The sequence below is a fragment of the Pseudomonas sp. PDM13 genome (genome assembly GCF_025685765.1).
In the GTDB taxonomy this organism is placed as follows: Bacteria; Pseudomonadota; Gammaproteobacteria; order Pseudomonadales; family Pseudomonadaceae; genus Metapseudomonas; species Metapseudomonas solani.
The window spans coordinates 1-26,213 of the sequence record NZ_JAOTQU010000038.1; the positions used below are offsets into that span (position 1 = coordinate 1).

Sequence of the window (26,213 nt, forward strand, 5' to 3'; positions counted from 1 at the left end):
ACTGGAAAAGGGACTCGCCCGGGTGGGCGAAACCAGAAGCACCAACAAAACTCGGAAATCAGCTGGGTCCAAATCTTCTAGCAACACTTAACGCAGACAGAGCCGATGGATTCGCTCCCACGGGGCGGCGCTGTGCGCCGCTTGCGGCTGAAACCGCGCCAGCCGACGTAGAGCTTCGCGAGCAGAGCTCGCTCCTACGGAGGGTGCCATGGACGTACGTGAAAAAACGTCCTTGCGGCGTATGACGCCTGCATCGCGCCCATGAAAAAGGCCGCCCAAGGGCGGCCTTCTTGTGACCCATTAGGTCAGAGAATGACTTTGTCGCGCAGTTTCTCGGCAGCCAGGTGCAGGGCCTGGATGACCTTTTCCTTGTCGTAGTTCTGGATGCCGTTGGTATCCAGGTACATGGAGAAGCCCGGCAGCTCGTGCTCGACGTAGCTGGAGGTGGCGCCCAGGTCGCGGCGGAAGTCCACCACCTGGTAGATCTGCACCGGGCGGGCGAAGCCCTTGACGGTGATCTGGCCCTTGTCGCGGCACATGATCACGTCCTTGATCAGCGAGTAGGTCTCGTGGGAGATGAGGATCTCGCCGGCTTCGGAGGCGCTTTCCAGGCGGCTGGCGAGGTTCACATCGCGGCCGATGATGGTGTAGTCCATGCGCGTATCGGCGCCGAAGTTGCCCACGGTGCAGTAGCCGGTGTTCAGGCCCATGCGGATTTCCAGGGGCTTGGTGATGCCCTGGGCGCGCCACTGCTGGCGCAGCACCTTCATGTGCTTGCGCATGGCGATGGCCATGGAGACGGCGGCCACGGCGTCCTTCTTGGCGCCCTGGGTGGAGGGGTCGCCGAAGAACACCATCACGCAGTCGCCGACGAACTTGTCGATGGTGCCGCCGTACTTGAGGGCGATCTTCGACATTTCGTTGAGGTAGTTGTTGAGCAGGTCGGTGAGCGCCTCGGCTTCCAGTTCCTCGGAGAGCTCGGTGAAGCCCTTGATGTCGGAGAAGAACACGGTGAGCTTCTTGCGCTGGGTTTCCAGGCGCACGTGGCGCTTGCCGCTGAAGATCATTTCCCAGACCTGGGGCGACAGGTACTTGGCGAGGTTGCGGGCCAGGCGCGCGGCCTTTTCCTGCTCCAGCTTGATCTCACTGCGCGCCAGCGCCAGGCGCAGGCCCTGCTGGTGCACGAAGAAGGCGGTGATGCAGACGTAGAGCGTGGTGAAGCAGATGCTGACGAAGGACACCAGGGCCGGCGTGCCGAGCTTGAGGTCGGGGTGGGCGATCACCGTGGTCAGCACCGTGGCGCTGGCGGCGACGAGGATGGCCAGGCCCAGCTGGCGCAGGCCGCCGATGATCAGCGCGCTGAACGACAGGGTGAGCAGGAACATCAGGCTCGGCACCACCGAGAAGCCGAGCAGTGCCGCACCGGCGCCGGCGTGCAGAGCGTCGATGAACAGCAGGATCAGGTGGGTGCGCTCGGGGTGGTCGCGCTTGAAGCGCAGGCTCAGGTGATGGGCCAGGTGCGGGTAGAGCAGGGCGTAGGGGACGATCCACAGCACATCGAAGCCGAAGTACTGGGTGTAGGTGCCGGCGGCGATACTGGCGGCGGTGGCGATATAGGCCAGTACGCGGGAGTAATACTCGCGGAGCGGCGGGGTCGGAAGACTGCTGAGCCGGTCTAGATTGGCTGACTTCATGTAAACGAACGATCCCTGATGTTTTTCTGACGCGTTGTACGGGCGTCCGATGGTCTGCAAGACCTGAGCCAATGCCTGGCGGGTGCGGGATCATAACCAAGTGCCACTACGGCGGCCAAGCGTGGCCGCCGAACGGTGGGACGGAATGGACGGTCAGCCCGCGTTGCGTTCCATCGCGGCCTTGTAGATGGATTGCTTGGGCTGGGCGAAGACCCGGCGCAGCATCGGCTCGAAGTAGTCCAGGGGCAGGTACTCGGCTTCCGGGTCGAAGGCGGCGGCGTCGTAGCGCGCGCAGAACTCGATGGTCTGGCGGTACTGCGGGTGGTCCTTGAACTGCTCGCGCAGGTGGCGATCCAGGCCCAGGTGGTGGAAGAAGTAATAGCCCTGGAAGATCGCGTGCTTCTCCACCATCCAGTGGTTCTCGGGGCTGACGAAGGGCTTGAGCATGGCGGCGGCGATATCGGCGTGGTTGAACGAGCCGAGGGTGTCGCCGATGTCATGGAGCAGCGCGCAGATCACGTACTCCTCGTCCTTGCCGTCGCGGTGGGCCAGGGTGGCGGTCTGCAGCGAATGGGTCAGGCGGTCCACCGGGAAGCCGCCGAAATCACCGTCCAGCAGCTTGAGGTGGGTGAGGATGCGATCGGGCAACTGGGCGGCGTAGCGGGCGAAGTCCTGGGCGATGATGCCCCAGTCCTCGGCGGTGCCGTCTTCCATATGGGTAAAGCGGGCGTGGGCGTTCATCAGGGGCCTCTCTTGTTGTTGTTTTCGGGGCCTGCCGCTTCCTCAGAAGCGGATGCGACCGGTGAAGGCGTCCTTCAGCATCACCCAGTCGCCCATCAGGCTGTAGAGCGGGTACTTGAAGGTGGCGGGGCGGTTCTTCTCGAACACGAAATGGCCGACCCAGGCGAAACCGTAGCCGGCCACCGGCAGGGCCAGCAGCCACAGCCACTGCTGGGTGACGATGGCGTAGGCGAGGATGCTCAGGACCAGCAGGCTGCCGACGTAGTGCAGGCGGCGGCACACATCGTTGCTGTGTTCCTGGAGGTAATAGGGGTAGAACTCGGCGAAGCTGTTGAAACGCTCGGCGGGCACGGTGCTCATGGGATATCTCCTCTTTCTTGTTGGGAGAGAGTGTAGGACCGGAGCCTTTCCAGACCAGTGACATTAGGTGCCAGTTTAGTATCCCGGCGCGCCGGCCCGGAGTGCCGACAGCGCTGTGGTAATTCCCCCGAAAATGCGCTGCCTTCTCTCATGGATCCTCTGTCGCTTAGCTACACCGTACTGGGAGTAGCCGTGCCGCCTTGGAGGTTTTCTACGCTGTCCGGGCGACTCGCTGAAGGGGATTATCACGGCGCTGCTGGCCGAGCGCCGGCAGCGGGCTAGCTACGAACAGAAGGTGATCGCCGCTCGGTTGATGTGCCCATAAAGGCATCAGGCTCACCTGGATTCGGTTGTCACAGGACTACGGGTGAAGCCAGCAATCCTAGTCCAAAGGAAATTCCGATACTGTTTGTATCGAAACTCAAACACGGAGGCCAGAGATAGGGCCAGTACGAGGCTGCCCAAGGTAACCGCAAAGAAGCCTAGCCATGGTGAGTCCTTGAAGTAGCCTGTCCTGTATATGAACTCCATCAGTGGATAATGAGACAGGTATAGAGTGTAAGAGTACTGGCTCATGTACTCGATAGTGCCTGTTGCCACCTTGGGTATCAGGGTGGTTTTAAGCCTGCTTGCAAGTAGCGTGGTAAATACGAGCGGGGCTGTGATTGTCAGGTTCCAGGCGACAGAATATGTTCCATCCTCTGGCCAGAGTGAATGAACGAATATTAAGAGAGTTGTTAGAGTGGCGGCGCCGGCAAGCGCGTAGCTTGGGATTTTTTTTGAAACTGTATTTTTAGTCAACAACCAGGTTCCGGCGCCTATGAACCAGATAATTCCTAAGTCTTTCCCCCTGCCAGCGATGTCGAGCACAGTGAAAGAAATTGAGAGGCAGAATAAACCTAACAGGCCCCATTTTACATAGCGGTGGGTTTTGCTGATGGACAAGGCCAGCAGGCCGTAGAAAATATACAGCCACCATTCCTGTGCTACCGACCAGAGAGGGCGGTTTGTTCCAAATGGTGCGTTTGAAAAGGGCTGAGGGAGCAGAAGGAATACATTGGCAATAAATGTTTCCAGGTTGTAGCTATATGGATAGGGGTGCCTGATGGAACGGTAAAAAAAGTATTCAAGTACGGCGTAGAGAATTAGAACGGGAATAAGCGGAATAAATATTCTGCACGCTCTATCAAAAAGAAAATTTTGATAGCTGTATCCTGAATCTTTGCGCCGGCAATCACAAAGCCATGCAATAGTGAATCCTGACAGAAAGAAAAAAACAATCACTGCCGATGACTGAAAGTATGGTGAATTTGGCCACTGGCTAAAGCTCATGATTCCGAAATAGGAAGCGGCATGGCCAGCTACGACCACATGCGAAGCAATAACTCTAAGGAGCAGAAGATAATCAGAAGTGAATCTGTTCAGCATTACGGGCCATCCTCTGGCTAGGGCATCAGTGATTACCCTGCGATCCGGGAGTTTTTGAGTGTATCGAGGTAGATACAATCATACCGGCTCTAAAGCCAGAGATCACCATCTGCCTACGGCATAGATGCCAAAGCCGAGCCTCGGCCGGAGCAGGTTACATCGTCATCAACCGGCGTGGGCCGCGCTCCAGATAGGCTGGATAGCACATTCGTTCCGCTCAATACCGACGCCTCTGCTGCTTGTCGACACGAGCAAGGTACGGCGCAAAGCTTCCGGCTCAAACAGCAAGACCTCGAGTACGTCCGAGATAAGGCCACGTCGATTCAAGACGGCAGGCAATGTGGTGAAAGCGGTGGCGTCGAATTCAGTTCCTCGATATCAGAAGTTGATTGGCGCCGAGAGTAGAGGGTGACGAAAAGTTCTGGCGCACGGAGGATTATGGTCGGTTTCATTGCATTCTTCTTGGAGTCGATAACTACGGTGCTTAGACCTCACTTGATATTCCACGTCAGCCGTAGGCCAAATCGGCAGCGAGGACTGTTGCTCGCTTTGAGGTTCCGGGCTGGGTCATGGCAGGCAAGTTTGTGCCATAGATGCGCTACCGCTGAGGGGAAAGAGCCTGATACAGCCTGTTATTGATCTGGCATAACCAGCTCGATTCAGCCCATTTATATCTCGATTTCAGCAAAGTGATATCGCTGAAAGCCGCATAGATACTGAGCCTTACATTCACCCTCTTGGGTTAGTATCCTTCGTCGCCAGGCCGTGTCCTGCGGTCTCCGTGTCTGACAGAACAAGAAGGCGCCATGAGCGAACGTACCACGTCATCGAGCTGGGCCCTGGGGATTGTCCAGGCGCTGGAAATGGGCGGCGTCGACTGCCGCAACCTGTTTCCCGAGCTGGGCCTCGACTACGCCGCACTGAATGACCCTGATGCCCGTTTTCCTCAGGACGGCATGACCCGTCTGTGGCTGCGCGCGGTGGAGCTGTCGGGCAACCCGGCCATCGGCTTGAACATGGCCAAGGTGGTGAGGCCGGCATCTTTCCATGTGGTGGGGTATGCGCTGATGTCCAGCCGCACCCTGAAGGAGGGCTTCGCCCGCCTGGTGCGCTACCAGCGGATCATCGCCGAAGGCGCGGACCTGAGCTTTCGCGCCACGCCGGAAGGCTATGCGCTGATCCTGGCGATCCACGGCGACCGGTTGCCGCCGGCACGGCAGAGCGCCGAGGCGTCCATGGCCTATTCCCTGGCCTTCTGCCGCTGGATGACCGGGCGGCCGATCAACCCGTTGGAGATTCGCTTCCAGGGCCCGCCGCCTGTGGACATGGAGCCCTATCGCCAGGTGTTCCAGGCGCCGCTGCGGTTCAACTCGGAGCACTATGCGCTGCTGTTCGATCGTGCCGACATGGAGACGCCGCTGCCCACGGCCAACGAGTCCCTGGCGCAGTTGCACGATCGCTTCGCCGGTGAGTACCTGGCACGTTTCTCCGGCAGCCGGGTGACCCACCAGGCGCGCCAGGTGCTGTGCCGTCTGTTGCCTCAGGGCGAACCCAAGCGGGAAGTGGTGGCCAGCACCTTGCACCTGTCCCAGCGCACCCTGCAGCGTCGCTTGCAGGAAGAGGGCACCAGCTTCCAGCAACTGCTGGACGACACCCGCCGCGAACTGGCCGGGCAGTACCTGGCCCAGCCCAACCTGACCCTGCTGGAAATCGCCTACCTGCTGGGCTTTGCCGACCCGAGCAACTTCTTCCGCGCTTTCCGCCGCTGGTTCGACGCCACGCCGGGCGAGTATCGCGCGCGCCTGTAATCACCTTTCGGGGTGTGTCGGGGTATAGAGGACTGTAGGGGCGACTTCAGTCGCCCAGCGGCGCCCGCGCCGCCTCGCATCCGCCGGCCCCCGATCTCCACCTGAAAAGCAGGAGCCGGTTCTCAGCGCATGCGGGAGCCTCAGTGCCTCCAGAAATACGGCGTGCAGATCACCAGCACGGTGATGATCTCCAGGCGGCCCAGCAGCATGCCGAGGGAGAGCAGCCACTTGGCGCCGTTGGGCAGGCTGGAGAAGTTGCCCGCCGGCCCGATCACCTCGCCCAGGCCGGGGCCGACACCGGAGACGGTGCTGGCGGCGCCGGTCAGCGCGGTGATCCAGTCCACCCCCATCAGCGAGAGGCCCAGGGCCATGACGCAGATGGTGATGGTGAAGAAGAAGGAGAAGGTGAGGATCGAGCGGACGATCTCTTCGTCCAGGCGGTGGCCGTTGTACTTTTGCTTGATCACCGCGCGCGGGTGGATCAGCTGATAGAGGTTGGCCTTGAGTAGGATGTAGGCGACCTGGAAGCGGAAGATCTTGATGCCGCCGGCGGTGGAGCCCGAGCAGCCGCCGATGAAGCCCAGGTAGAAGAACAGCATCAGCGAGAAGTTGCCCCACAGGCTGTAGTCGCCCAAGGCGAAGCCGGTGGTGGTGAGGATCGAGGTGGTGTTCACCGCCACGTGGCGCAGGGCGTCGAGCCAGTGCAGGTTGGTGGTCGCCCAGTACCAGGTGCCGAGCACCAGCCAGGTGACCAGCAGCAGGCCGAGGAAGCCGCGCACCTGGTGGTCCTTGAGCAGCGCCTTGCGGTGGCCACGCAGGGTGGAGACGTAGAGGGCGAAGGGCAGGCTGCCGAGGATCATCACCACCACCGCCACCCAGTGCACCGCCGGCTGCGGCCACTTGGCCAGGGACTGGTCGGAGGTGGAGAAACCGCCGGTGGAGATGGCCGACATGGCGTGGTTGACCGCGTCGAAGGGGCTCATGCCGGCGACCCAGAAGCCCAGGGTGCCAAGCAGGGTGAAGCCGACGTAAACCAGGACGATGTACTTGGCCACCATGTGCGAGCGCGGCATGACCTTATCGGAGCGGTCGGAGGATTCGGTCTGGAACAGGCGCATGCCGCCGATGCGCAGCAGCGGCAGGATGGCTACCGCCATGCCGATGAAGCCGATGCCCCCCAGCCAGTGCAGCAGCGAGCGCCAGATGAGGATGCCGGGGGACATGCTGTCCAGCCCGCTGAGCACGGTGGCGCCGGTGGCGGTGACGCCCGACATGCTCTCGAAGAACGCATCGGTGTAGCTGATGTGCTGGGTGAAGAGGAAGGGCAGCGCGGCGAAGATCGCCACCACCACCCAGCTGGAAACGGTGAGCAGGTACATGTCCCGCGGACGCAGGTGCACATGCTCCGGGCGCCCGGGGATGACCAGGGCCAGGCCGGCGAGGAAGGTGATCAGGCTCGACCAGACGAAGGAGTGGATGTCCTGGGTGCGTTCGAAGATGAACAGCGTCAGCACGGGGATGGCCATGCTCACGGCCAGGGTGATGAGGAATATGCCGATGATGAAACCGATGATGCGCAGGGTCGGCAATGCCATGGGTCGAGCTCGAAGGGGTGAAGGGCGCCATTCTAGCTGGGCCGTGGGCCCTGTCCATCCGCCGCGCGGAATTGCCGGTTGGCGTGAGGTGTGTTGACGGGAATGCTTCGCAACTTCGGCTAGAATGCCGCTTCACTCGAATCTGGAGGTGGCCCGATGGAGGCTCTCGACGCTCTGCTCAACCGCGTATCCCTGTCCCGCCTGGTGGAGCCGGCGCCCGATGCGGCGCAACGCGAGGTGCTGTTCCGCGCCGCCCTGCGTGCACCGGATCACGGCTACCTGCGGCCCTGGCGCTTTCTTACCATCGAGGGCGAGGCCCGTAACCGGCTGGGCGAGCTGTTGGCCGAAGCGGTGAAGGCCAAGGACCCGCAAGCCCCCGAGGCGGCGGTGAACAAGGCCCTCGGCATGCCGCTGCGTGCGCCCCTGCTGGTGGTGGTGATTGCCAGCCTGACCGCCGGACACAAGGTGCCGGAAAGCGAACAGGTGCTGTCGGCTGCCTGTGCTGCCCACGGTATTCTCCTGGCCGCCCATGCCCAGGGGCTGGGCGCCATCTGGCGTACCGGCGAGCTGAGCTACGACCGCCATGTCGCCCGTGGCCTGGGTCTGGCGGACAACGAGCAGGTGGTGGGTTTCCTTTACCTGGGCAGTGTCGACGGCGAGCGTCGTGGCCCGCCGGAGCTGGCGCCCGCTGATTTCGTCAAAGCCTGGGGCTGATCGACAGCGGCTCCATGAGCCCGGCGCAGGTTGCCTGCGCCGGGTTTTTTATTGCCTGGAGGGCAGCTCAGTTCAGCGGCCGCAGCGGCAGTTCGATGCTGGCGACGAAGCCGCCACCGGGGTGGTTGGCCAGCGCCAGGGTGCCGCCGTGGCGCTCCACGGCGCGACGGGCGATGGCCAGGCCCAGGCCATGCCCGGGAGCTGCCTGGCCCGGGGCCCGGTAGAAGGGCTCACCGAGCTGGGCCAGGTGTTCGGGCTGCACGCCGGGTCCGTGATCACGCACCTGCATGCGCAGCAGGCCGTCGGCTTGGCTGGCGTCTATTTCCACCGGTTGTTCGACCGGGTTGAAGCGCAGGGCATTGCGCAGCAGGTTGTCGAGGGCTCGTTCGAGCATGTCCGGCCAGCCGTCCAGGCGCAGCTCGGCGGGGCAGCGGATCTCGATGCGCTGATCCGGGTGCAGCAGGCGCGCGTCATCGGCCAGGCTTACCAGAAGCGGCCGCACCGCGATCGGGCGGGTGGCGCCGGGCTCGGCGTCGAGGCGGGCGAGGGCGAGGATTTCGCTGATCAGCGCTTCCAGGCGATCGCATTCCTGGCTCAGGCGCGGCCACAGGGCTTCGCGTTGTTCCGGGCCGGCGCGCTCGGCCAGGGCGAGGGCAATGCGCAGACGTGCCAGGGGCGAGCGCAGTTCGTGGGAGACGTCCCGTAGCAGCTGGCGCTGGCTGCCGATCAGCCCCTGCAGGCGCTGGCCCATGCGGTTGAAGTCGCCGGCCAGCACGCCCAGCTCGTCGCGGCGCCGGGACAGGCGCGCCAGGCTGTCCTGCTGGTAGGCCGTCTGGCCGAGGTCGTGCACCGCACGGCGCAGGCGGTTCAGCGGACGGGTGATGTAGAGGGTCAGCGCCAGGCTGAACAGGGTCAGCACCACCAGGGCGATTCCCAGGGCGCTGAAGGGCCAGAGCAGGCTGCCGCGGTGCCAGGCTTCCAGCTCGGGGTAGGGGATGCGGTAGATGAGCAGGTAGGAGTCGCCGCTGCGGGTGCTGGTGTATTCCTCGGTGAGGCGGCGCCAGGGCAGGCGCTCATCGTGCTGGCGGGCCTCGAAGGCGGCGGCACGGGGCGGGAAGGTGCCACGCACCACGGGCTGGCCGCTGTCGTTGAGGATCTGCACGTCGATACGGGCGCGGCGCTTGAACTGCTCGAGCACACGCTGCACCTCGTCCGGGCCGCCGACCTCGTAGCGCTGCACCAGGGTTTCCGCCAGGCCTTGCAGGGCGGGGTGGCGGCTGAGGATCCAGGCGTCCTGGTTGAGCGCGCGGCCCAGCAGCATGGCGAGGCCGGCGACCAGCGCCAGGGCGAGCCAGAAGGCGGCGAGGATCCGCCAGAACAGTGAACGCACGCGATGCTCCTCCGGAAACGGCAAAGCCCATCAGGCGGGGGCCTGATGGGCGGTAGGGCTGGCGGTCAGGCCGCCGCGGTCATTGGGCCTTGGCGCGCTGGGCTTTCCAGGCTTCGAACTCGGCACGCTCGGCGCGACGCTCTTCCATCTTCTTCTGCTGCGCGTCGAATTCCTTCTGCTGCTCGGGGGTGAGCAGCGCGCGGATGTCGGCGCGGTTCTTCTCTTCGCTGGCCTTCAGCTCGTCCTGCATGGCCTTCTTGTCGGCGGCGGGCAGCTTGTCCAGGTACTTCTGGGTGATGTCGTGGCGGTTCTTCATGGACTCGCCCATCAGCTTGCCAACCTGGTGGCGCTGGTCGCGGCTGAGGTCCAGTTCCTTGAACAGGCCGGGGCCGCCGTGACCGGGGCCGCCGAAGCCGCGTTCCGGGCCGGGGCCACCTTCGGGCATGGCCATGGCGACGGTGGGCAGAGCGGCTGCGAGAAGCAGGGCGGCGATTGTCTTGCGCATGGTCTATCTCCTTGTCTCTGAACCGGCTGGTTGCCGGATGTGCTCAGTCTAGGGAGGGCAAGGTCAAGGGCGGTCAGGCCAGGGTAAAGCTTGGGTAAAGAGATGCTCAGGGAACTGTTACGAAAGGCCCGGGGCGCTCTGCGACGCGGCGCCGGGCGAGGCGTGTCAGGCGCTGTAGTAGTAGCCGCGGCTGCGCAGGGCGACGATGCGTGGGCGGCCGTCGGCGTGCGGGCCGAGCTTCTTGCGCAGGTTGCTGACGTGCATGTCGAGGCTGCGGTCGTAGAGGGTGAGCTTGCGGCCCAGGGCCAGTTGCGCGAGCTCCTGTTTGTCCAGCGGCTCGCCGGGCTGGCGCAGCAGGGCTTCCAGCAGGCGGCCTTCGGAGACGGTGAGGCTGATTTCGTGATCGCCGACGTTGACCACGCCACGCACCGGGCTGTAGCAGAGGTCGCCCAGCTCCAGTTGGCTGGATTGCGCCGGCGGCTGGGTGCGGCGCAGCACGGCGCGCAGGCGGGCGGTGAGTTCGCGCGGGTCGCAGGGCTTGGCCAGGTAGTCGTCGGCGCCCAGTTCCAGGCCGAGGATGCGGTCCAGCGGCTCGCCCCGTGCCGAGAGCATCAGCACCGGCAGCTCGGGGTGGTCGCTACGCAATTGCTTGAGCAGTTCCAGGCCGCTGCCGTCGGGCAGCATCACATCGAGCACGACGACCGCCGGTGCATGGGCCGCGAGGGCGGCGCGGGCACTGACGCCGTCGTGGCAGGCGCGCACGCTGAAGCCTTCCTGGCTCAGCCAGCTGTTGAGCAGCTCGCAGAGTTCCTGGTCGTCGTCGATCAGCAGCAGTTCACTCATGGCCGTCGTTTCGCATCAGTTGATCCACGGGCGGGGCTGGCGTCGTCCGCCGCGGGCGAACAGGCCGATCAGCAGCGACAGCAGGGCGACGCCGCCGCCGATGGCGAACCACATCTGGTCATCGCTGACCAGGCGCGGCGAGCGATCCGCCTGGGCCTCCTTGAGTTGCAGCTTGAGGCGCTGGTTTTCCTGGCGCAGGCGCGCCAGCAAGGCGGTGTCGCGTTCGGCCGTGGTGCCGTTGGCCAGTTGCGCGGCCAGCTCGTTGCGCTGGCGCTCGCTTTCCGCCAGGCGCTGTTGCAGGGCGGTGAGCTCCTGGGCAGCGACGTTTTCCACCGGGCGTGGCTCCACCGCCACGCTGGGGGCCACCGTTGGCAGGGCCTCTTCGGCCTGGGCCAGCGCGGCGGTCAAGGACAGGGCGAACAGCAGGGACAGCGAGGCGTGGCGCATCGGAACTCCTGTTTCCTACGAATGGATTCTGCGTGCTGCTGTCAGAAGACCTGCTTGAAGGGTTTTACGGTCACGTTGGCGTAGACGCCCGAGGTGCGGAAGGGGTCGGCGTCGGCCCAGGACTGGGCGGCGACCAGGGACTCGAACTCGGCGACGACCAGGCTGCCGGTGAAGCCGGCGCTGCCCGGGTCGTTGCTGTCCACGGCTGGGTGCGGGCCGGCCAGTACCAGGCGGCCTTCGGCTTTCAACTGCTCCAGGCGGACGAGGTGCGCGGGGCGGTTGGCCACGCGCTTTTCCAGGGAATCGGCAACATCGGTGGAGATGATCGCGTAGAGCATGACAGTCCTTATTCTTGAGGTTTTTCGGATTCGGGGTCGTGCATGTGGCGCGCCAGGAAGATGCCCTGGCCGATGAGGAATAGCAGGGTCAGGCCCAGACTGCCGAAGACTTTGAAGTCGACCCAGAACTCTTGATAGGTGAAGGCGACATAAAGGTTGGCGAAGCCACAGAACAGGAAGAAGACGATCCAGGCCAGGTTGAGGCGCACCCAGATGGCCTGGGGCAGCGCAACGGCGTGGCCCATGACGCGCTGGATCAACGGCTTGTCGCCGATGAAGTGGCTGGCGGCGAAGCCCAGGGCGAACAGCCAGTTGACCACCGGCGCCTTCCATTTGAGGAAGGTTTCGCTGTGGAAGGCCAGGGTCAGGCCGCCGAACACCAGGCAGGCGGCCAGGGTCAGCCACTGGCCTTTTTCCAGGCGGCGCTGGGTGACGAAGATCGCACCGTAGACCACCACCGAGGCGGCGATCAGCACGGCGGTGGCGCTGAAGATGCCGCCCAGCATGACGCTGTGCCCGGCGAATTCGATGGCGCGTGGCTCGAGCTTGTAAACGATGAAGAAGAGGATGAGCGGGATGAAGTCGATGAATTGTTTCACGGCGGCAGCCAGAAGCGGGATGTGGCGGCATAATAACAAACCATTCTCGTAGCGAAAGCGCACGCCATGCACATTGATCTGCACTGTCACAGCACGGCCTCCGACGGCGCCCTGGCGCCCGCCGTACTGGTGGCGCGCGCCCATGAAAAGGGCGTGCGGGTGCTGGCGCTGACCGACCACGACACCCTCGAAGGGCTGGAGGAAGCGCGCAGCGCCGCCGCCGACCTGGACATCGAACTGATAAACGGCGTGGAGCTGTCCTGCACCTGGGGCGGCGCCACGATTCACGTGCTCGGTTATGCCTTCCGTCAGGACGCGCCAGAGCTGCGCCAGGCCATCGCCGACTTGCACCAGGGCCGCTGGTCGCGTGCCGAGGAGATCGACCGGCGCCTGGCCGCCAAGGGCATGCCCGGGGCGCTGGAAGGTGCGCGGGCGATCCAGCGCGAACTGGGTGACAGCGGCAACGCGCCGGCACGCCCGCATTTCGCCGAGTTCCTGGTGCGCGAGAAACATGTGCGCGACCGCGCCGAGGCCTTCCGCAAATGGCTGGGCTCGGGCAAGCTCGGCGACGTCAAGCAGCACTGGCCGCCCCTGGCCGAGGCGGTGGGTACGCTGCGTGCCGCCGGGGCCTGGATCAGCCTGGCGCATCCCTACCATTACGACTTCACTAAGACCAAGCGTCGCAAGCTGGTGGCGGATTTCATCGCCGCCGGCGGCCACGCCATAGAGGTGGTCAACGGTATGCAGCCTGCGGAGCAGGTGGGCGTGTTGACCATCCTCGCCCGCGAATTCGGCTTGCTGGTGAGTGCCGGCAGCGATTTCCACGCACCTGGGGACTGGTCGGAGCTGGGCGTGTACCGACCCATACCGGAGGACCTGCCGCCCCTGGCGGCGCGTTTCCAACATGCACAACGACCAACTGAACGCTGAACAGGGAGATAACGTGAGTCAGTTTTTCCAGGTCCACCCGGAGAATCCCCAGCCGCGGCTGATCAAGCAGGCGGTGGAGATCGTCAGGGCGGGGGGCGTGATCGTCTATCCGACCGACTCCTCCTATGCGGTCGGCTGCGCCATCGGCGAGAAGAACGGCGTGGAACGCATCCGCCGCTTGCGCCGCCTGGATGACAAGCACAACTTCACCCTGGTCTGCCGCGACCTTTCCGAGCTGGGGCTGTTCGCCAAGGTCGACACCGCTGCGTTCCGCCTGCTCAAGGCCCACACGCCCGGGCCTTACACCTTCATCCTCAGCGCCACCCGCGAGGTGCCGCGCATGCTGCTGCACCCCAAGCGCCGCACCATCGGCCTGCGGGTGCCGGACCATCCCATCGCCCTGGCGTTGCTGGAGGAGCTGGGCGCGCCCTTGATGAGCGCCACCCTGACCCTGCCCGGTGAAGCCCTGCCGATGAGCGACCCCTATGAAATGCGCCAGATCCTCGAGCACCAGGTGGACCTGATCATCGATGGCGGTTATGGCGGTATGGCTGCGTCCACGGTGGTCGACCTGTCCGAAGGCGAGCCGCGCCTGGTGCGCGCGGGTTGTGGTGACCCGACGCCCTTCCTGACGGACGCCGAGGCGTGAGTGCAGAGGCTACGCCCCAGGTCGACAGCCAGGCCGGTGCCCAGCAGGAACTGCCGTTCGCCCTGGTCTACGGGCAGGCGGTCACCGAGCTGCCCATCGACCTCTATATCCCGCCGGATGCCCTCGAAGTCTTCCTCGAAGCCTTCGAGGGGCCGCTCGACCTGCTGCTCTATCTGATCCGCAAGCAGAACATCAACATCCTCGACATCCCCGTGGCGGAGATCACCCGCCAGTACATGGGCTACGTCGAGCTGATGAAGTCGGTGCGCCTCGAGCTGGCCGCCGAGTACCTGGTGATGGCCGCCATGCTCGCCGAGATCAAGTCGCGCATGCTGCTGCCGCGCTCCAGCGAGGCGGAGGTCGAGGAAGAAGACCCGCGCGCCGAGCTGATCCGCCGCCTGCAGGAGTACGAGCGCTACAAGGCCGCCGCCGAGGGTATCGACATGCTGCCTCGGGTCGGCCGCGACAACACCGTGCCGCGCCTGGATGCCCCCGAAGCCCGGGCCCGCAAGCTGCTGCCGGATGTGAGCCTGGAAGAATTGCTGCTGTCCATGGCCGAGGTGCTGCGCCGCGCCGACATGTTCGAAAGCCACCAGGTGACCCGCGAGGCGCTGTCCACCCGCGAGCGCATGAGTGAAGTGCTGGAGCGCCTCAAGGGTGGGGCCTTCCTGCCGTTCGTCAGCCTGTTCACCGCCGAGGAAGGGCGATTGGGCGTGGTGGTGACCTTCATGGCAGTGCTGGAGCTGATCAAGGAACAACTGGTGGAACTGGTGCAGAATGAGGCCTTTGCACCCATCCACGTCCGCGCAAGAGCCGAGTAGATGAACCTTAACGACCCCAAGGAGCTGGCCTCCCTGCTCGAGGCGTACCTGCTGGCTTCCGGCAAGCCGCTGTCGCTGGAGCGCATCGCCGAGCTGTTCGAGGAGGCCGAGCGGCCGGAGCTCGCGCAGATCCGTGCCGCACTGGCGATCCTGGCCACCTCCTGCAAGGGGCGCGCCTTCGAACTCAAGGAAGTGGCATCCGGTTACCGCCTGCAGGTGCGTGAACGCTTCGCGCCCTGGGTCGGCCGCCTGTGGGAGGAGCGCCCGCAGCGTTATTCCCGCGCGATGCTGGAAACCCTGGCGCTGATCGCCTACCGCCAGCCGATAACCCGGGGCGAGATCGAGGACATCCGTGGCGTGGCGGTGAACAGCCAGATCGTCAAGACGCTGATCGAGCGCGAGTGGATCCGTGTGGTCGGTTACCGCGATGTGCCCGGCCGCCCGGCGATGTTCGCCACCACCAAGGGCTTCCTCGACCATTTCAACCTGAAGAACCTCGATGACCTGCCGCCGCTCGCCGCCCTCAGAGAGCTGGAGCCCGAGCCGGTGCTGGCCCTCGATGACGTCGACGTGCCGGTGCCCGAAGGCTTGCAGGCACGCGCCGACCTGGCGGGCGAAGAGCCCGCCGAGCCCCGCGAGGAAACCAGCTTCCGCTCCTTGCTGGCGGAGCTGGACACCATGGAGCAGGGGTTGAAGATCGACTTCGACGACCTGCCCGTCGCCGATGCCGAGCAACCGGCGAGCGAGGAGCCCGCCGAGGTGGAGGAGGGCGACGAGGCGCTGTTCGATGAGGCGCCTGACGAGACCCGTCACTGAGGCCACAAGACGAGGCGCTGCGATGAAGGACCCCTGCATCAAGGTTTGCCAGTTTGCCGACGACGTTTGCCGGGGTTGCGGACGTACCCGCAGCGAAATCAGGGGCTGGAAGAAGCTCGGCAAGCAGGCGCGCCGCGAGGTGCTGGCCGAAGCCGATATGCGCCTGCTGGCCCTGGCCGCGACCGGCCGGCGAAAACACTGACGACCCCGCGCGCGCTCAGCTAGCCTGAGGTTCGCCCGCCGCGTATGATGCGCGACCTTTTTGAATGACTACACCGGGAGGTGCCCAGATGAACGAAGACGAATACAGCCCCGCTGGGGAAAAGCTGCAGAAGGTCCTGGCCCGCATTGGCCTGGCTTCGCGCCGCGACATCGAGGCCTGGATCACCGAAGGCCGCGTCAAGGTCAACGGCGTGGCCGCGACCCTCGGCCAGCGCGTCGACCGTCATGACGCCATCAGCGTCGACGGCCGACTGCTCAAGCGCGAGGAAGAGACCGAAGCCGTCCGCCGCGTGCTGATCTACAACAAGCCCGACGGCGAAGTCTGCACCCGCGACGACCCGGAAGGCCGCCCCACCGTATTCGAGCGCTTGCCGCGCCTGCGCGCTGGCCGCTGGATCAACATCGGTCGTCTGGACATCAACACCACCGGCCTGCTGCTGTTCACCACCGACGGTGAACTGGCCAACCGCCTGATGCACCCTTCCTACGAGATGGACCGCGAGTACGCCGTGCGCGTGCGGGGCGAAGTCACCGAGGAGATCCTCGAGAACCTGAAGAACGGCGTGATGCTGGAAGACGGCCCTGCCAAGTTCACCGACATCCAGGAAGCGCCCGGCGGCGAAGGCTTCAACCATTGGTACCACTGCGTGGTGATGGAAGGCCGCAACCGCGAAGTACGTCGCCTGTGGGAATCCCAGGGCCTGGTGGTCAGCCGTCTGAAGCGCGTGCGTTTCGGCCCGGTGTTCCTCACTTCCGAGCTGACCATGGGGCGCTGGCGCGAGATGGGCCAGTCCGAAGTGGACATCCTCAGTGGCGAAGTGGGCCTCAAGCCTATCCAGCTGCCGGAGGTTTCCAGCAAGCACAAGGACAAGGTCGAGCGCATGCAGCGCAAGCTGGTCAAGCCGGTGAGCGGCCGTGGCCGGCGCCAGGGCGATGAGCGCCCGGCCCGTGGTCGTGGTGAGGGTGCCGAGCGCCCGAGCCGTGCGCCGCGTGGTGAAGGCTCGGATCGCCCGGCCCGTGCTCCTCGTGGCGAGGGTGCGGACCGCCCGGCACGCAGCCCCCGTGGCGAAGGTGCTGAACGTCCCGCCCGCGCTCCGCGCCCGGCGGCCCGTGGCGAGCAGAACCGTGGCACACCCCTGGCGGAGCGCCCGCGTGATGTGGCCAAGAAGCCCCGTGGCAAGCCCCAGGGTGATGCCAGCGAAGTGGCTGAACGCCCGCAGCGCAAGCCGGCGCGCCCGGTAAGCAAGCGCACCAACGGGCCGGCAGGCGAGGGGCAACGCCCTGGTTTCGGCCGTAAGCGCTGATTTGCCGATGCAATGAAAAAGGGGCCCGATGGGCCCCTTTTTCGTGGGTGTCGTTCGCGTTGGGCGGGGTTTAGCCAGCCATGGACAGGCGGTTGCGGCCAGTGCGCTTGGCCACATAGAGGGCGCTGTCGGCACGACGCAGCAGGCTGTCCACCGATTCGGCCGGCAGCAGCGTGGCACAGCCCAGGCTCATCGACAGCTCGATGGGGCGTCCGCCCACCAGGTGCTGGATTTCCATCACGCCCATGCGCAGGCGCTCGCCGACCATGCCGGCGGCTTCGCGGCAGGTGTTGGAGAGCAGGACGAGGAATTCCTCGCCGCCGTAGCGGAACACCATGTCGACGTTACGCAGCTTGCCCTTGAGGGTGGCGGCCACGGCTTTGAGCACTTCGTCGCCGGTGCTGTGGCCGTATTCGTCGTTGATGCGCTTGAAGTGGTCGATGTCCAGCATCAGTACGGACAACGGCTGCAGGTTGCGGCGCGCCAGATCCACCTCGCGTTGCAGCGCCTGGTCCATGGCGATGCGGTTGCCGGTGTCGGTCAGCGGGTCGCGCAGCGCCGATTGCACCGCGGTGCGGTAGAGCAGGGCGTTGCGCAGCGGGAAGAGCATGCAGGCGAGCAGCGATTCGAGCTGGCTCAGTTCGGCATCGTCGAAACGCTGGCGGCGGCGGAAGATCAGCTCGCCCAGGTACTCGCCCTCGTGGCTCAGGCGGTAGCCGGCCGAGTGGGCGGCGCGCTCGCCGTATTCCAGGCGCAGGTCGCTGCTCTGGTGCTGGTAGGCCAGGGCGTCGAGGGGGACGAGGCGCTGCACTTCACGGAAGAACAGGCTGACGATGCGCTCCACATCCAGACTGGTCTGCAGCTGCATGCTCAGCTGGCGACGCAGTTCCAGCAGGGTCATCTGCCGCAGCTTGCTTTGGGCCGGGCTGGTAAAGCCCAGGCGCTGAAGCTTGGCAGCATCGAAATCTATGGTGTTGGTAGGGGTGGACGGGACCATTTGGCGAACCTCTGACGCTCGAAGCGACGACACCAGGCATAGAGCGATTTCCGTGCCAGAACCGTTTTTCGTCTTCAAAAGCGTTTGGATTCAAGGTGTTATCTGTAGTGGCAAAAAGCCGGTGGCAAGCTTTTGCCGGTGGATTGGCGCAAGCCTGGCAATGTGATGCCGTTCACGAGAGGGCGGTGCCGGTTTACTGACGGAGAGCGGCGGCGACCGTTGCGGTCGCCGCGTGAGGCGGAGTGTTGCGTTACTGGGCGTCGAAGGCCTGGCCGTTGACGCCGGTGCTGTCGGCACCCATGAGGTAGAGGTAGACCGGCATGATGGCGTCGGGCAGCGGATTGTTTTCCGGGTTTTCGCCCGGGTAGGCCTGGGCGCGCATGCTGGTGCGGGTGGCGCCGGGGTTGACGCTGTTGGAGCGGACGTTGGCGATGCCGTCCAGTTCGTCGGCCAGGGTCTGCATCAGGCCTTCGGTGGCGAACTTGGAGACCCCGTAGGCGCCCCAGTAGGCGCGGCCCTTGCGGCCAACGCTGCTGGAGGTGAAGACCACCGAGGCGTCGCTGGACAGCTTGAGCAGCGGCAGCAGGGTGCTGGTCAGCATGAACATGGCGTTGACGTTGATCTGCATGACACGCATGAAGTTGTCGCCGGACAGCTGCTCCATCGGCGTGCGCGGGCCGATGATGGAGGCGTTGTGCAGCAGGCCGTCGAGGCGGCCGAATTCGTTCTCCACCATGGCCGACAGCTCGTCGTACTGGTGCGGCTGGGCGGTTTCCAGGTTGAAGGGGATCACCGCCGGCTGGGGATGGCCCGCCGCTTCGATCTCGTCATAGACCTGGTTGAGGTTGGCTTCGGTCTTGCCCAGCAGCAGCACGGTGGCGCCGTGGGCCGCGAAGGCCTTGGCGGCGGCGGCGCCGATGCCGCGGCCTGCGCCGGTGATCAGGATGACCCGGCCCTTGAGCAGGTCGGGGCGGGCGGAATATTGGAACATGTCGGGCTCCTTCGGAGAGCTGCAAGCTGCAAGCCTGAAGCTGAAAGTAGGGTGAAGGGGCGTCTTGCAGCTTGTGGCTTGAAGCTCGCCCCTGCTGCGTCAGCAGCTACACAGCGCGCGATCGAGTACGGCGCGCAGTTCGAGGGGGTGGTCGACGACCACGTCGGCGCCCCAGTGGCTGGGGTTGTCGTCGGGGTGGATGTAGCCATAGGTGACGGCGGCGGTGCGGGTGCCGGCGGCGCGGCCGGACTCGATGTCGCGCAGGTCGTCACCGACGAAGAGCACGCTGGCCGGGTCCAGCTGCAGGCGGCTGCAGGCCAGGAGCAGCGGCTCGGGGTCGGGCTTGCTGTTCTTCACGTGGTCCGGGCAGATGAGGATCGCCGAGCGTTCGGCCAGGCCGAGCTGCTGCATGATCGGCTCGGCGTAGCGCACCGGCTTGTTGGTGACCACGCCCCAGATCAGGCGGGCCTTCTCGATATCCTGCAGCAGCGCATCGATGCCGTCGAAGGGGCGGGTGAGCACGGCGCAATGGGCCTGGTAGCGCTCCAGGAATTCCTGGCGCAGGGTTTCGAAGCCTTCGGCTTGCGGGTCAATGTCGAAGGCGGCGGCGACCATGGCGCGGGCGCCGCCGGAGACCTGGTCACGCACCAGCTTGTCGTCCAGGGCCGGCAGGCCCCGGTCGACGCGCATGGCCTGGGTTACGGCGATGAAGTCCGGTGCCGAGTCCAGCAGGGTGCCGTCCATGTCGAAGAGTACCGCTCTGAGGCGCATGCCGGTCACTCCTCGCGCAGCGTGTGGATCATGTAGTTGACGTCCACGTCGCTGGCCAGCTTGTAGTGTTTGGTGAGGGGGTTGTAGGTGAGGCCGATGATGTCCTTCACCTGCAGGCCGGCGGCGCGGCTCCAGGCGCCCAGCTCGGAGGGGCGGATGAACTTCTTGAAGTCATGGGTGCCGCGGGGCAGCAGGTTCATGATGTATTCGGCGCCCACGATGGCGAACAGGTAGGCCTTGGGGTTGCGGTTGATGGTGGAGAAGAACACCTGGCCGCCCGGCTTGACCAGGGTGTGGCAGGCGCGGATCACCGAAGCCGGGTCCGGCACGTGTTCGAGCATCTCCAGGCAGGTGACCACATCGAACTGGCCGGGCATCTCGGCGGCCAGCTCTTCGGCGGTGATGCGGCGGTACTCCACCGGCACGCCGGACTCCAGTTGGTGCAGGCGGGCGACGGCCAGGGGCGCTTCACCCATGTCGATGCCGGTGACCTTGGCGCCACGCTGGGCCATGGCTTCGCTGAGGATGCCGCCGCCGCAGCCGATGTCGAGCACCGTCTTGCCGGCGAGGCGGGCGCGCTCGTCGATCCAGTTGACCCGCAGGGGGTTGATGTCGTGCAGCGGTTTGAACTCGCTTTCGCGGTCCCACCAGCGGTGGGCGAGGGCTTCGAATTTGGCGATTTCAGCGTGGTCGACGTTGCTCATGGAGACACCTTTTCATCAATCGGAATTCAGTGGCCGGCGATCCGCTCGCCCCAGGCTTTCGCGGTGGCGATCAGGCGGTCTTCGTCCAGGCGGGTGAGGCGGCCTGCATCGAGCAGGGGCTTGCCGTCGACCCACACATGCCGGACGCAATCGCGGCCGGTGGCATAGATAAGCTGCGAAACCGGGTCGTAGACCGGTTGCTGGGCCAGCCCGGAGAGGTCGAAGGCGACCATGTCGGCGGCCTTGCCGATCTCCAGCGAGCCGGTGTCCTGTTCCATTCCCAGGGCCCGCGCTCCATTGAGCGTAGCCATGCGCAGGGCGCGATGGGCGTCCAAGGCGGTGGCCGAGCCGGCGACGGCCTTGGCCAGCATGGCGGCGGTGCGGGTCTCGCCCAGCAGGTCGAGGTCGTTGTTGCTGGCGGCACCGTCGGTACCCACGGCGACGTTGACCCCGGCCAGCCACAGGCGCTCCACCGGGCAGAAGCCGCTGGCGAGCTTGAGGTTGGATTCCGGGCAATGGATGACGCTGGTGTTGCTTTCTACCAGCAGTGCCAGGTCTTCATCGCTGATCTGGGTCATGTGCACGGCCTGGAAGCGCGGGCCGAGCAGGCCGAGGCGGGCCAGGCGGGCGAGGGGGCGTTCACCGCGCTGCTCCAGGCTCTGCTGGACCTCGAGTGCGGTTTCCTGCACGTGCATGTGGATGCCGGCATCCAGCTCTTCGGCGAGCATGCGGATGTTTTCCAGCTTGTCGTCGCTGACCGTGTAGGGCGCATGGGGGCCGAAGGCCACCTTGATGCGCGGGTGGTGCTTGAGGTCGCTGAACAGTTCGAGGCCGTGGCGGATGGCTTCGGCGGCGTCGAGGGCGCCGGGAATGGGGAAGTCGATGACCGGGATGGTGATCTGCGCCTTGATCCCGCTGCCGTGCACCGCCTCGCTGGCTACGGCGGGGTAGAAGTACATCTCGGAGAAGCAGGTGATGCCGCCCTTGATCTGCTCGGCGATGGCCAGTTCGGTGCCATCGCGGACGAAGGCCTCGTCGACCCATTTGGCTTCGGCCGGCCAGATGTGCTGTTCCAGCCAGGTCATCAGCGGCAGGTCGTCCGCCATGCCGCGGAACAGCGACATGGCGGCATGGCCGTGGGCGTTGATCAGCCCGGGAGCCAGCAGCATGCCCGGCAGCTCGCGCACTTCCGTCACAGGCCAGCGCAGGGCCTCTTCGCGCGTGGCGATCAGCGCGATACGCCCGTCGCGGATGCCCAGCGCATGGTCACGCAGAACCACGCCTGCGGGTTCCACGGGGACGATCCAGGTTGGCAGCAGGAGCAGGTCGAGCGGGGCTTTGGCGTCGGGCATGGTGGCGCATCCTGGGCGCAGGAAAATATCGCGGCAGTATACCCGAGCCAGACAGGCTCGGGATCGCTATAATCCGCGGTTTTTCCGCGAGTTTATTGGTGGCGAGGTGTTCCATGCGTGAGCAACTGTTGGCAGCCGAGAAGGTGATCGCCATCGACTGGCGGGACGGGGTCCTGCGACTGCTCGACCAGCGCCTCCTGCCCCAGGAGGAAACCTGGCTGGAATACGCCACGGCGGCAGACGTCGCTGAAGCGATCCGCCTGATGGTGGTGCGCGGTGCGCCGGCCATCGGCATCAGTGCCGCCTACGGGCTGGTGCTGGGCGCCCGTGCGCGGTTGGCGGCCGGCGGCGATTGGCGTGAGACGCTGGAGGAGGATTTCAGCGTGCTGGCGGACTCGCGACCCACGGCGGTCAACCTGTTCTGGGCGCTCAATCGCATGCGCGAGCGTCTGGATCGCCTCAAGGATGGCGAAGACCCGCTGCAGGTGCTGGAGGCAGAAGCGGTCTCCATTCACGAAAGCGACCGCGAGGCCAACCTGACCATGGCCCAGCTGGGCATGGAGCTGATCCGCAAGCACCAGGGCAATCCCCAGGCGCTGTTGACCCACTGCAATACCGGTGCCCTGGCCACGGGCGGCTTCGGTACCGCGCTGGGGGTGATTCGTGCCGCCCACCTCGATGGGCTGGTGGAGCGCGTGTATGCCGACGAGACCCGCCCCTGGTTGCAGGGTGCGCGCCTTACCGCGTGGGAGCTGGCCAACGAAGGCGTGCCGGTGAGCCTCAATGCCGACGCAGCGGCAGCGCACCTGATGAAGACCGCCGGCATCACCTGGGTGATAGTCGGGGCGGATCGCATCACTGCCAATGGCGATGTGGCGAACAAGATCGGCACCTACCAGTTGGCGGTCTGCGCCATGCACCACGGTGTGCGCTTCATGGTCGTGGCGCCGAGCTCCACCATCGATATGGCGCTGGAGAGCGGTGATGACATTCCGATCGAGGAGCGCGAGGGGCGCGAGCTGCTCGAGTTGGGTGGCAAGCGCGTGGCGGCCGACGTGCATGCGGTCAATCCGGTGTTCGATGTGACCCCGGCGGACCTGATTGACGCCATCGTGACCGAGAAGGGCATAGTCGAGCGGCCCGACACGGCCAAGCTGGCGCAACTGATGTGCCGCAAACGCCTGCATTGACGCTTGGGCCTGCGCCCGGCGGGGCTGGGTGCAGGGCAGTGACTGTGGTAAGCTCCGCCAGTTATCGAGCCTCCCTTTGCAAGGTCGGCATTCTGTGCGGATCCGTGGCTTAACTCGTTGATTTGTCGTGAGTCGTGCTGGCGCTGCCAGGCGACGAGCCTCGCGTCATCCAGGAAGGATGTGTCGGGGTTTCACTAGAAAAAGGAATCAGGCTTCTCATGGGCGAACTGGCCAAAGAAATCCTCCCGGTCAATATCGAAGACGAGCTGAAACAGTCCTACCTCGACTACGCGATGAGCGTGATCGTCGGGCGCGCCCTGCCGGATGCGCGCGACGGTCTGAAACCGGTACACCGTCGCGTGCTGTTCGCCATGAGCGAGCTGAGCAACGACTGGAACAAGCCGTACAAGAAATCCGCCCGTGTGGTCGGTGACGTGATCGGTAAGTACCACCCCCACGGTGATACGGCCGTCTACGACACCATCGTGCGCATGGCCCAGCCCTTCTCCCTGCGCTACATGCTGGTCGACGGCCAGGGCAACTTCGGTTCGGTGGACGGCGACAACGCCGCGGCCATGCGATACACCGAAGTGCGCATGTCCAAGCTGGCCCACGAGCTGCTGGCGGACCTGGACAAGGAAACCGTCGACTGGGTGCCCAACTACGACGGCACCGAGCAGATCCCGGCGGTCATGCCGACCAAGATCCCCAACCTGCTGGTCAACGGCTCCAGCGGCATCGCCGTGGGCATGGCCACCAACATCCCGCCGCACAACCTGTCCGAGGTCATCGACGGTTGCCTGGCGCTGATGGACAACGGTGAGCTGACCGTCGATGAACTGATGCAGTACATCCCCGGTCCGGACTTCCCGACCGCGGGCATCATCAACGGTCGTGCCGGCATCATCGAGGCCTACCGCACCGGCCGTGGCCGCATCTATATCCGTGCTCGCGCCGAAATCGAGGACATGGAGAAGGGCGGTAACCGCCAGCAGATCATCGTCACCGAGCTGCCCTACCAGCTGAACAAGGCGCGTCTGATCGAAAAGATCGCCGAACTGGTCAAGGAGAAGAAGCTCGAAGGCATCACCGAGCTGCGCGACGAGTCCGACAAGGACGGCATGCGCGTAGTGATCGAGCTGCGTCGTGGCGAAGTCGGCGAGGTGGTGCTCAACAACCTCTACGCCCAGACCCAGATGCAAAGCGTGTTCGGCATCAACGTGGTGGCCCTGGTCGATGGCCAGCCGCGCACGATGAACCTCAAGGACATGCTCGAGGTGTTCATCCGTCACCGCCGTGAAGTGGTGACCCGCCGTACCGTCTACGAGCTGCGCAAGGCCCGTGAACGCGGCCACATCCTCGAAGGCCAGGCCGTCGCCCTGTCGAACATCGACCCGGTGATCGAGCTGATCAAGAACTCGCCGACCCCGGCCGAGGCCAAGGACCGCCTGATCGCCACCGCCTGGGAATCCTCCGCCGTGGAAGCCATGGTCGAGCGCGCCGGTGCCGATTCCTGCCGTCCGGAAGACCTGGATCCGCAGTACGGCCTGCGCGAAGGCAAGTACTACCTGTCCCCGGAGCAGGCCCAGGCCATCCTCGAGCTGCGCCTGCACCGCCTGACTGGCCTGGAGCACGAGAAGCTCCTGTCCGAGTACCAGGAAATCCTCACCCTGATCGGCGAGCTGATCCGCATCCTCACCAACCCCGAGCGCCTGATGGAAGTCATCCGCGAGGAGCTGGAGAAGGTCAAGGCCGAGTTCGGCGACGCCCGTCGCACCGAGATCGTCGCGTCCCAGGTGGACCTGACCATCGCCGACCTGATCACCGAAGAAGAGCGCGTCGTCACCATCTCCCATGGTGGCTATGCCAAGTCCCAGCCGCTGGCCTCCTACCAGGCGCAGCGTCGCGGTGGTCGCGGCAAGTCCGCCACCGGCGTGAAGGATGAGGACTACATCGAACACCTGTTGGTCGCCAACAGCCACGCCACGCTGCTGCTGTTCTCCAGCAAGGGCAAGGTGTACTGGCTGAAGACCTTCGAAATCCCGGAAGCCTCGCGTACCGCCCGTGGCCGTCCGCTGGTGAACCTGCTGCCGCTGGACGAGGGCGAGCGCATCACCGCGATGCTGCAGATCGACCTGGAAGCGCTGCAGCGCGAAGCCGGCGACGAGGATGACCTCGAGGAAGCCGAGGGCGCAGTGCTCGAAGGGGAGATCGTCGAGCAGGAAGTCGAGGAAGTCGAAGGCGATACCCCGGAACTGGTGGCTGAGCCCACCGGCGCCTACATCTTCATGGCCACCGCCTTCGGTACCGTGAAGAAGACTCCGCTGGTGCAGTTCAGCAAGCCGCGTTCCAGTGGCCTGATCGCTCTGCGCCTGGATGAGGGCGACACCTTGATCGCTGCCGCCATTACCGACGGCGCCAAGGAAGTCATGCTGTTCTCCAGCGCCGGCAAGGTGATCCGCTTCGCCGAAAGCATGGTGCGCATCATGGGCCGTACCGCCCGTGGCGTCCGCGGCATGCGCCTGGCCAAGGAACAGCAACTGATCTCCATGCTGATCCCCGAGTCCGGTGCGCAGATCCTCACCGCATCGGAGCGCGGCTTTGGCAAGCGCACCGGCCTGGGCAAGTTCCCGCGTCGCGGCCGTGGTGGCCAGGGTGTGATCGCCATGGTCATCAACGAGCGTAACGGCAAGCTGGTCGGCGCCATTCAGGTGCAGGACGGCGAGGAGATCATGTTGATCTCCGACCAGGGCACCCTGGTGCGTACCCGTGTCGACGAAGTCTCCAGTTCCGGCCGCAACACCCAGGGCGTGACCCTGATCAAGCTGGCCAAGGACGAAACCCTGGTTGGCCTGGAGCGTGTGCAGGAGCCGTCCGGTGTCGACGAGGACGACGAGCTGGAAGAGGGCGAAGTGGCAGTCGATGCCGCCGCCGAGACTCCAGTGGACGACGCCCAGCAGGATGACGCGCAGCCGGCAGGTGAAGAGTAAGAAGCTGCAGAGCG

26 protein-coding genes are annotated in these 26,213 nt (G+C 65.0%); 10 read left to right on the forward strand and 16 right to left on the reverse strand.

All coding sequences use genetic code 11. The annotated features are described in order from the left end of the window. Positions 1 to 305: 305 nt before the first annotated feature. From OEJ36_RS28240 to OEJ36_RS28255, 4 genes are all read right to left on the reverse strand, one after another. Complete coding sequence (locus OEJ36_RS28240) at positions 306 to 1,694, reverse strand: adenylate/guanylate cyclase domain-containing protein (protein WP_263404331.1); 1,389 nt, start codon at positions 1,692 to 1,694, stop codon at positions 306 to 308. Between the two features lie 153 nt (positions 1,695 to 1,847). Then, on the reverse strand, positions 1,848 to 2,435 hold the full coding sequence (locus tag OEJ36_RS28245; protein WP_263404332.1) for an HD domain-containing protein: 588 nt from the start codon (positions 2,433 to 2,435) through the stop codon (positions 1,848 to 1,850). 42 nt (positions 2,436 to 2,477) lie between these two features. Next, positions 2,478 to 2,795, reverse strand: a complete 318-nt coding sequence (locus tag OEJ36_RS28250; protein WP_021221151.1) for an Mpo1-like protein — start codon at positions 2,793 to 2,795, stop codon at positions 2,478 to 2,480. A gap of 336 nt (positions 2,796 to 3,131) precedes the next feature. After that, complete coding sequence (locus tag OEJ36_RS28255; RefSeq protein ID WP_263404333.1) at positions 3,132 to 4,223, reverse strand: acyltransferase family protein; 1,092 nt, start codon at positions 4,221 to 4,223, stop codon at positions 3,132 to 3,134. Between the two features lie 806 nt (positions 4,224 to 5,029). Between OEJ36_RS28255 and OEJ36_RS28260 the strand changes: the two genes are divergently transcribed. Further along, on the forward strand, positions 5,030 to 6,031 hold the full coding sequence (locus OEJ36_RS28260; RefSeq protein ID WP_263404334.1) for an AraC family transcriptional regulator: 1,002 nt from the start codon (positions 5,030 to 5,032) through the stop codon (positions 6,029 to 6,031). Between the two features lie 140 nt (positions 6,032 to 6,171). On the opposite strand, the gene OEJ36_RS28265 is transcribed toward OEJ36_RS28260, so the two are convergent. Then, complete coding sequence (locus tag OEJ36_RS28265; RefSeq protein WP_263404335.1) at positions 6,172 to 7,626, reverse strand: TrkH family potassium uptake protein; 1,455 nt, start codon at positions 7,624 to 7,626, stop codon at positions 6,172 to 6,174. 156 nt (positions 7,627 to 7,782) lie between these two features. Here OEJ36_RS28265 and OEJ36_RS28270 point away from each other — a divergent pair, with 156 nt between their 5' ends. Then, complete coding sequence (locus OEJ36_RS28270; RefSeq protein WP_263404336.1) at positions 7,783 to 8,340, forward strand: nitroreductase family protein; 558 nt, start codon at positions 7,783 to 7,785, stop codon at positions 8,338 to 8,340. Between the two features lie 67 nt (positions 8,341 to 8,407). Here OEJ36_RS28270 and OEJ36_RS28275 read toward each other — a convergent pair whose 3' ends face one another. From OEJ36_RS28275 to OEJ36_RS28300, 6 genes are all read right to left on the reverse strand, one after another. Then, a complete protein-coding gene (locus tag OEJ36_RS28275) occupies positions 8,408 to 9,730 on the reverse strand; it encodes a sensor histidine kinase (RefSeq protein ID WP_263404337.1) in 1,323 nt (440 codons plus the stop codon). A 79-nt stretch (positions 9,731 to 9,809) separates the two neighbouring features. Beyond that, a complete protein-coding gene (locus OEJ36_RS28280) occupies positions 9,810 to 10,235 on the reverse strand; it encodes a hypothetical protein (RefSeq protein ID WP_021221158.1) in 426 nt (141 codons plus the stop codon). Between the two features lie 165 nt (positions 10,236 to 10,400). Continuing rightward, on the reverse strand, positions 10,401 to 11,078 hold the full coding sequence (locus OEJ36_RS28285; RefSeq protein ID WP_263404338.1) for a response regulator transcription factor: 678 nt from the start codon (positions 11,076 to 11,078) through the stop codon (positions 10,401 to 10,403). A gap of 15 nt (positions 11,079 to 11,093) precedes the next feature. Continuing rightward, positions 11,094 to 11,525: a hypothetical protein gene (locus OEJ36_RS28290; protein ID WP_263404339.1), complete on the reverse strand. Its 432-nt coding sequence runs from the start codon at positions 11,523 to 11,525 to the stop codon at positions 11,094 to 11,096. A 41-nt stretch (positions 11,526 to 11,566) separates the two neighbouring features. Continuing rightward, a complete protein-coding gene (locus OEJ36_RS28295; protein WP_021221161.1) occupies positions 11,567 to 11,863 on the reverse strand; it encodes a YciI family protein in 297 nt (98 codons plus the stop codon). 8 nt (positions 11,864 to 11,871) lie between these two features. Next, positions 11,872 to 12,462 carry a septation protein A gene (locus OEJ36_RS28300; RefSeq protein ID WP_021221162.1) on the reverse strand — a complete coding sequence of 197 codons (591 nt, stop codon included), beginning with the start codon at positions 12,460 to 12,462 and terminating at the stop codon, positions 11,872 to 11,874. 66 nt (positions 12,463 to 12,528) lie between these two features. On the opposite strand from OEJ36_RS28300, the gene OEJ36_RS28305 reads away from it, so the two are divergent. The 6 genes from OEJ36_RS28305 (at position 12,529) to rluB (ending at position 17,204) form a co-directional block, all read left to right on the forward strand. Beyond that, on the forward strand, positions 12,529 to 13,392 hold the full coding sequence (locus tag OEJ36_RS28305; RefSeq protein ID WP_184490626.1) for a PHP domain-containing protein: 864 nt from the start codon (positions 12,529 to 12,531) through the stop codon (positions 13,390 to 13,392). Positions 13,393 to 13,405: 13 nt separating this feature from the next. Beyond that, entirely contained in the window at positions 13,406 to 14,041 is a 636-nt protein-coding gene (locus OEJ36_RS28310) for an L-threonylcarbamoyladenylate synthase (protein ID WP_263404340.1), read from the forward strand. Positions 14,042 to 14,103: 62 nt separating this feature from the next. Continuing rightward, positions 14,104 to 14,862 (forward strand): segregation and condensation protein A, encoded by a 759-nt coding sequence (locus OEJ36_RS28315; RefSeq protein ID WP_263404368.1) that lies wholly within the window; start codon positions 14,104 to 14,106, stop codon positions 14,860 to 14,862. After that, on the forward strand, positions 14,863 to 15,678 hold the full coding sequence (gene scpB, locus OEJ36_RS28320) for an SMC-Scp complex subunit ScpB (protein ID WP_263404341.1): 816 nt from the start codon (positions 14,863 to 14,865) through the stop codon (positions 15,676 to 15,678). Between the two features lie 22 nt (positions 15,679 to 15,700). Continuing rightward, on the forward strand, positions 15,701 to 15,880 hold the full coding sequence (locus tag OEJ36_RS28325) for a DUF1289 domain-containing protein (protein WP_263404342.1): 180 nt from the start codon (positions 15,701 to 15,703) through the stop codon (positions 15,878 to 15,880). An 88-nt stretch (positions 15,881 to 15,968) separates the two neighbouring features. Next, entirely contained in the window at positions 15,969 to 17,204 is a 1,236-nt protein-coding gene (gene rluB, locus OEJ36_RS28330; protein WP_263404343.1) for a 23S rRNA pseudouridine(2605) synthase RluB, read from the forward strand. Positions 17,205 to 17,274: 70 nt separating this feature from the next. On the opposite strand, the gene OEJ36_RS28335 is transcribed toward rluB, so the two are convergent. The 5 genes from OEJ36_RS28335 to OEJ36_RS28355 form a co-directional block, all read right to left on the reverse strand. Beyond that, a complete protein-coding gene (locus OEJ36_RS28335; RefSeq protein WP_263404344.1) occupies positions 17,275 to 18,201 on the reverse strand; it encodes a GGDEF domain-containing protein in 927 nt (308 codons plus the stop codon). 250 nt (positions 18,202 to 18,451) lie between these two features. Continuing rightward, on the reverse strand, positions 18,452 to 19,192 hold the full coding sequence (locus OEJ36_RS28340) for a YciK family oxidoreductase (protein WP_021221170.1): 741 nt from the start codon (positions 19,190 to 19,192) through the stop codon (positions 18,452 to 18,454). Between the two features lie 99 nt (positions 19,193 to 19,291). Beyond that, positions 19,292 to 19,963, reverse strand: coding sequence for an N-acetylmuramic acid 6-phosphate phosphatase MupP (gene mupP / locus OEJ36_RS28345; RefSeq protein ID WP_263404345.1), 672 nt, complete (start codon positions 19,961 to 19,963; stop codon positions 19,292 to 19,294). 5 nt (positions 19,964 to 19,968) lie between these two features. Then, positions 19,969 to 20,667 carry a bifunctional 2-polyprenyl-6-hydroxyphenol methylase/3-demethylubiquinol 3-O-methyltransferase UbiG gene (gene ubiG, locus OEJ36_RS28350; protein WP_263404346.1) on the reverse strand — a complete coding sequence of 233 codons (699 nt, stop codon included), beginning with the start codon at positions 20,665 to 20,667 and terminating at the stop codon, positions 19,969 to 19,971. 26 nt (positions 20,668 to 20,693) lie between these two features. Next, positions 20,694 to 22,019, reverse strand: coding sequence for a TRZ/ATZ family hydrolase (locus tag OEJ36_RS28355; protein ID WP_263404347.1), 1,326 nt, complete (start codon positions 22,017 to 22,019; stop codon positions 20,694 to 20,696). 113 nt (positions 22,020 to 22,132) lie between these two features. On the opposite strand from OEJ36_RS28355, the gene mtnA reads away from it, so the two are divergent. Both mtnA and gyrA read left to right on the forward strand, forming a co-directional pair. After that, positions 22,133 to 23,209, forward strand: coding sequence for an S-methyl-5-thioribose-1-phosphate isomerase (gene mtnA / locus OEJ36_RS28360; protein WP_263404348.1), 1,077 nt, complete (start codon positions 22,133 to 22,135; stop codon positions 23,207 to 23,209). Positions 23,210 to 23,427: 218 nt separating this feature from the next. After that, positions 23,428 to 26,199 (forward strand): DNA gyrase subunit A, encoded by a 2,772-nt coding sequence (gene gyrA / locus OEJ36_RS28365; RefSeq protein ID WP_263404349.1) that lies wholly within the window; start codon positions 23,428 to 23,430, stop codon positions 26,197 to 26,199. The last annotated feature ends 14 nt before the right edge of the window (positions 26,200 to 26,213 follow it).

Excerpts from the sequence above, each read along its gene's own strand:
- OEJ36_RS28240 (WP_263404331.1), bottom strand. The coding sequence starts at position 1,694 with ATGAAGTCAGCCAATCTAGACCGGCTCAGCAGTCTTCCGACCCCGCCG.
- OEJ36_RS28245 (WP_263404332.1), bottom strand. The coding sequence starts at position 2,435 with ATGAACGCCCACGCCCGCTTTACCCATATGGAAGACGGCACCGCCGAG.
- OEJ36_RS28250 (WP_021221151.1), bottom strand. The coding sequence starts at position 2,795 with ATGAGCACCGTGCCCGCCGAGCGTTTCAACAGCTTCGCCGAGTTCTAC.
- OEJ36_RS28255 (WP_263404333.1), bottom strand. The coding sequence starts at position 4,223 with ATGCTGAACAGATTCACTTCTGATTATCTTCTGCTCCTTAGAGTTATT.
- OEJ36_RS28260 (WP_263404334.1), top strand. The coding sequence starts at position 5,030 with ATGAGCGAACGTACCACGTCATCGAGCTGGGCCCTGGGGATTGTCCAG.
- OEJ36_RS28265 (WP_263404335.1), bottom strand. The coding sequence starts at position 7,626 with ATGGCATTGCCGACCCTGCGCATCATCGGTTTCATCATCGGCATATTC.
- OEJ36_RS28270 (WP_263404336.1), top strand. The coding sequence starts at position 7,783 with ATGGAGGCTCTCGACGCTCTGCTCAACCGCGTATCCCTGTCCCGCCTG.
- OEJ36_RS28280 (WP_021221158.1), bottom strand. The coding sequence starts at position 10,235 with ATGCGCAAGACAATCGCCGCCCTGCTTCTCGCAGCCGCTCTGCCCACC.
- OEJ36_RS28285 (WP_263404338.1), bottom strand. The coding sequence starts at position 11,078 with ATGAGTGAACTGCTGCTGATCGACGACGACCAGGAACTCTGCGAGCTG.
- OEJ36_RS28290 (WP_263404339.1), bottom strand. The coding sequence starts at position 11,525 with ATGCGCCACGCCTCGCTGTCCCTGCTGTTCGCCCTGTCCTTGACCGCC.
- OEJ36_RS28295 (WP_021221161.1), bottom strand. The coding sequence starts at position 11,863 with ATGCTCTACGCGATCATCTCCACCGATGTTGCCGATTCCCTGGAAAAG.
- OEJ36_RS28305 (WP_184490626.1), top strand. The coding sequence starts at position 12,529 with ATGCACATTGATCTGCACTGTCACAGCACGGCCTCCGACGGCGCCCTG.
- scpB (WP_263404341.1), top strand. The coding sequence starts at position 14,863 with ATGAACCTTAACGACCCCAAGGAGCTGGCCTCCCTGCTCGAGGCGTAC.
- OEJ36_RS28325 (WP_263404342.1), top strand. The coding sequence starts at position 15,701 with ATGAAGGACCCCTGCATCAAGGTTTGCCAGTTTGCCGACGACGTTTGC.
- rluB (WP_263404343.1), top strand. The coding sequence starts at position 15,969 with ATGAACGAAGACGAATACAGCCCCGCTGGGGAAAAGCTGCAGAAGGTC.
- OEJ36_RS28335 (WP_263404344.1), bottom strand. The coding sequence starts at position 18,201 with ATGGTCCCGTCCACCCCTACCAACACCATAGATTTCGATGCTGCCAAG.
- OEJ36_RS28340 (WP_021221170.1), bottom strand. The coding sequence starts at position 19,192 with ATGTTCCAATATTCCGCCCGCCCCGACCTGCTCAAGGGCCGGGTCATC.
- mupP (WP_263404345.1), bottom strand. The coding sequence starts at position 19,963 with ATGCGCCTCAGAGCGGTACTCTTCGACATGGACGGCACCCTGCTGGAC.
- ubiG (WP_263404346.1), bottom strand. The coding sequence starts at position 20,667 with ATGAGCAACGTCGACCACGCTGAAATCGCCAAATTCGAAGCCCTCGCC.
- OEJ36_RS28355 (WP_263404347.1), bottom strand. The coding sequence starts at position 22,019 with ATGCCCGACGCCAAAGCCCCGCTCGACCTGCTCCTGCTGCCAACCTGG.
- mtnA (WP_263404348.1), top strand. The coding sequence starts at position 22,133 with ATGCGTGAGCAACTGTTGGCAGCCGAGAAGGTGATCGCCATCGACTGG.
- gyrA (WP_263404349.1), top strand. The coding sequence starts at position 23,428 with ATGGGCGAACTGGCCAAAGAAATCCTCCCGGTCAATATCGAAGACGAG.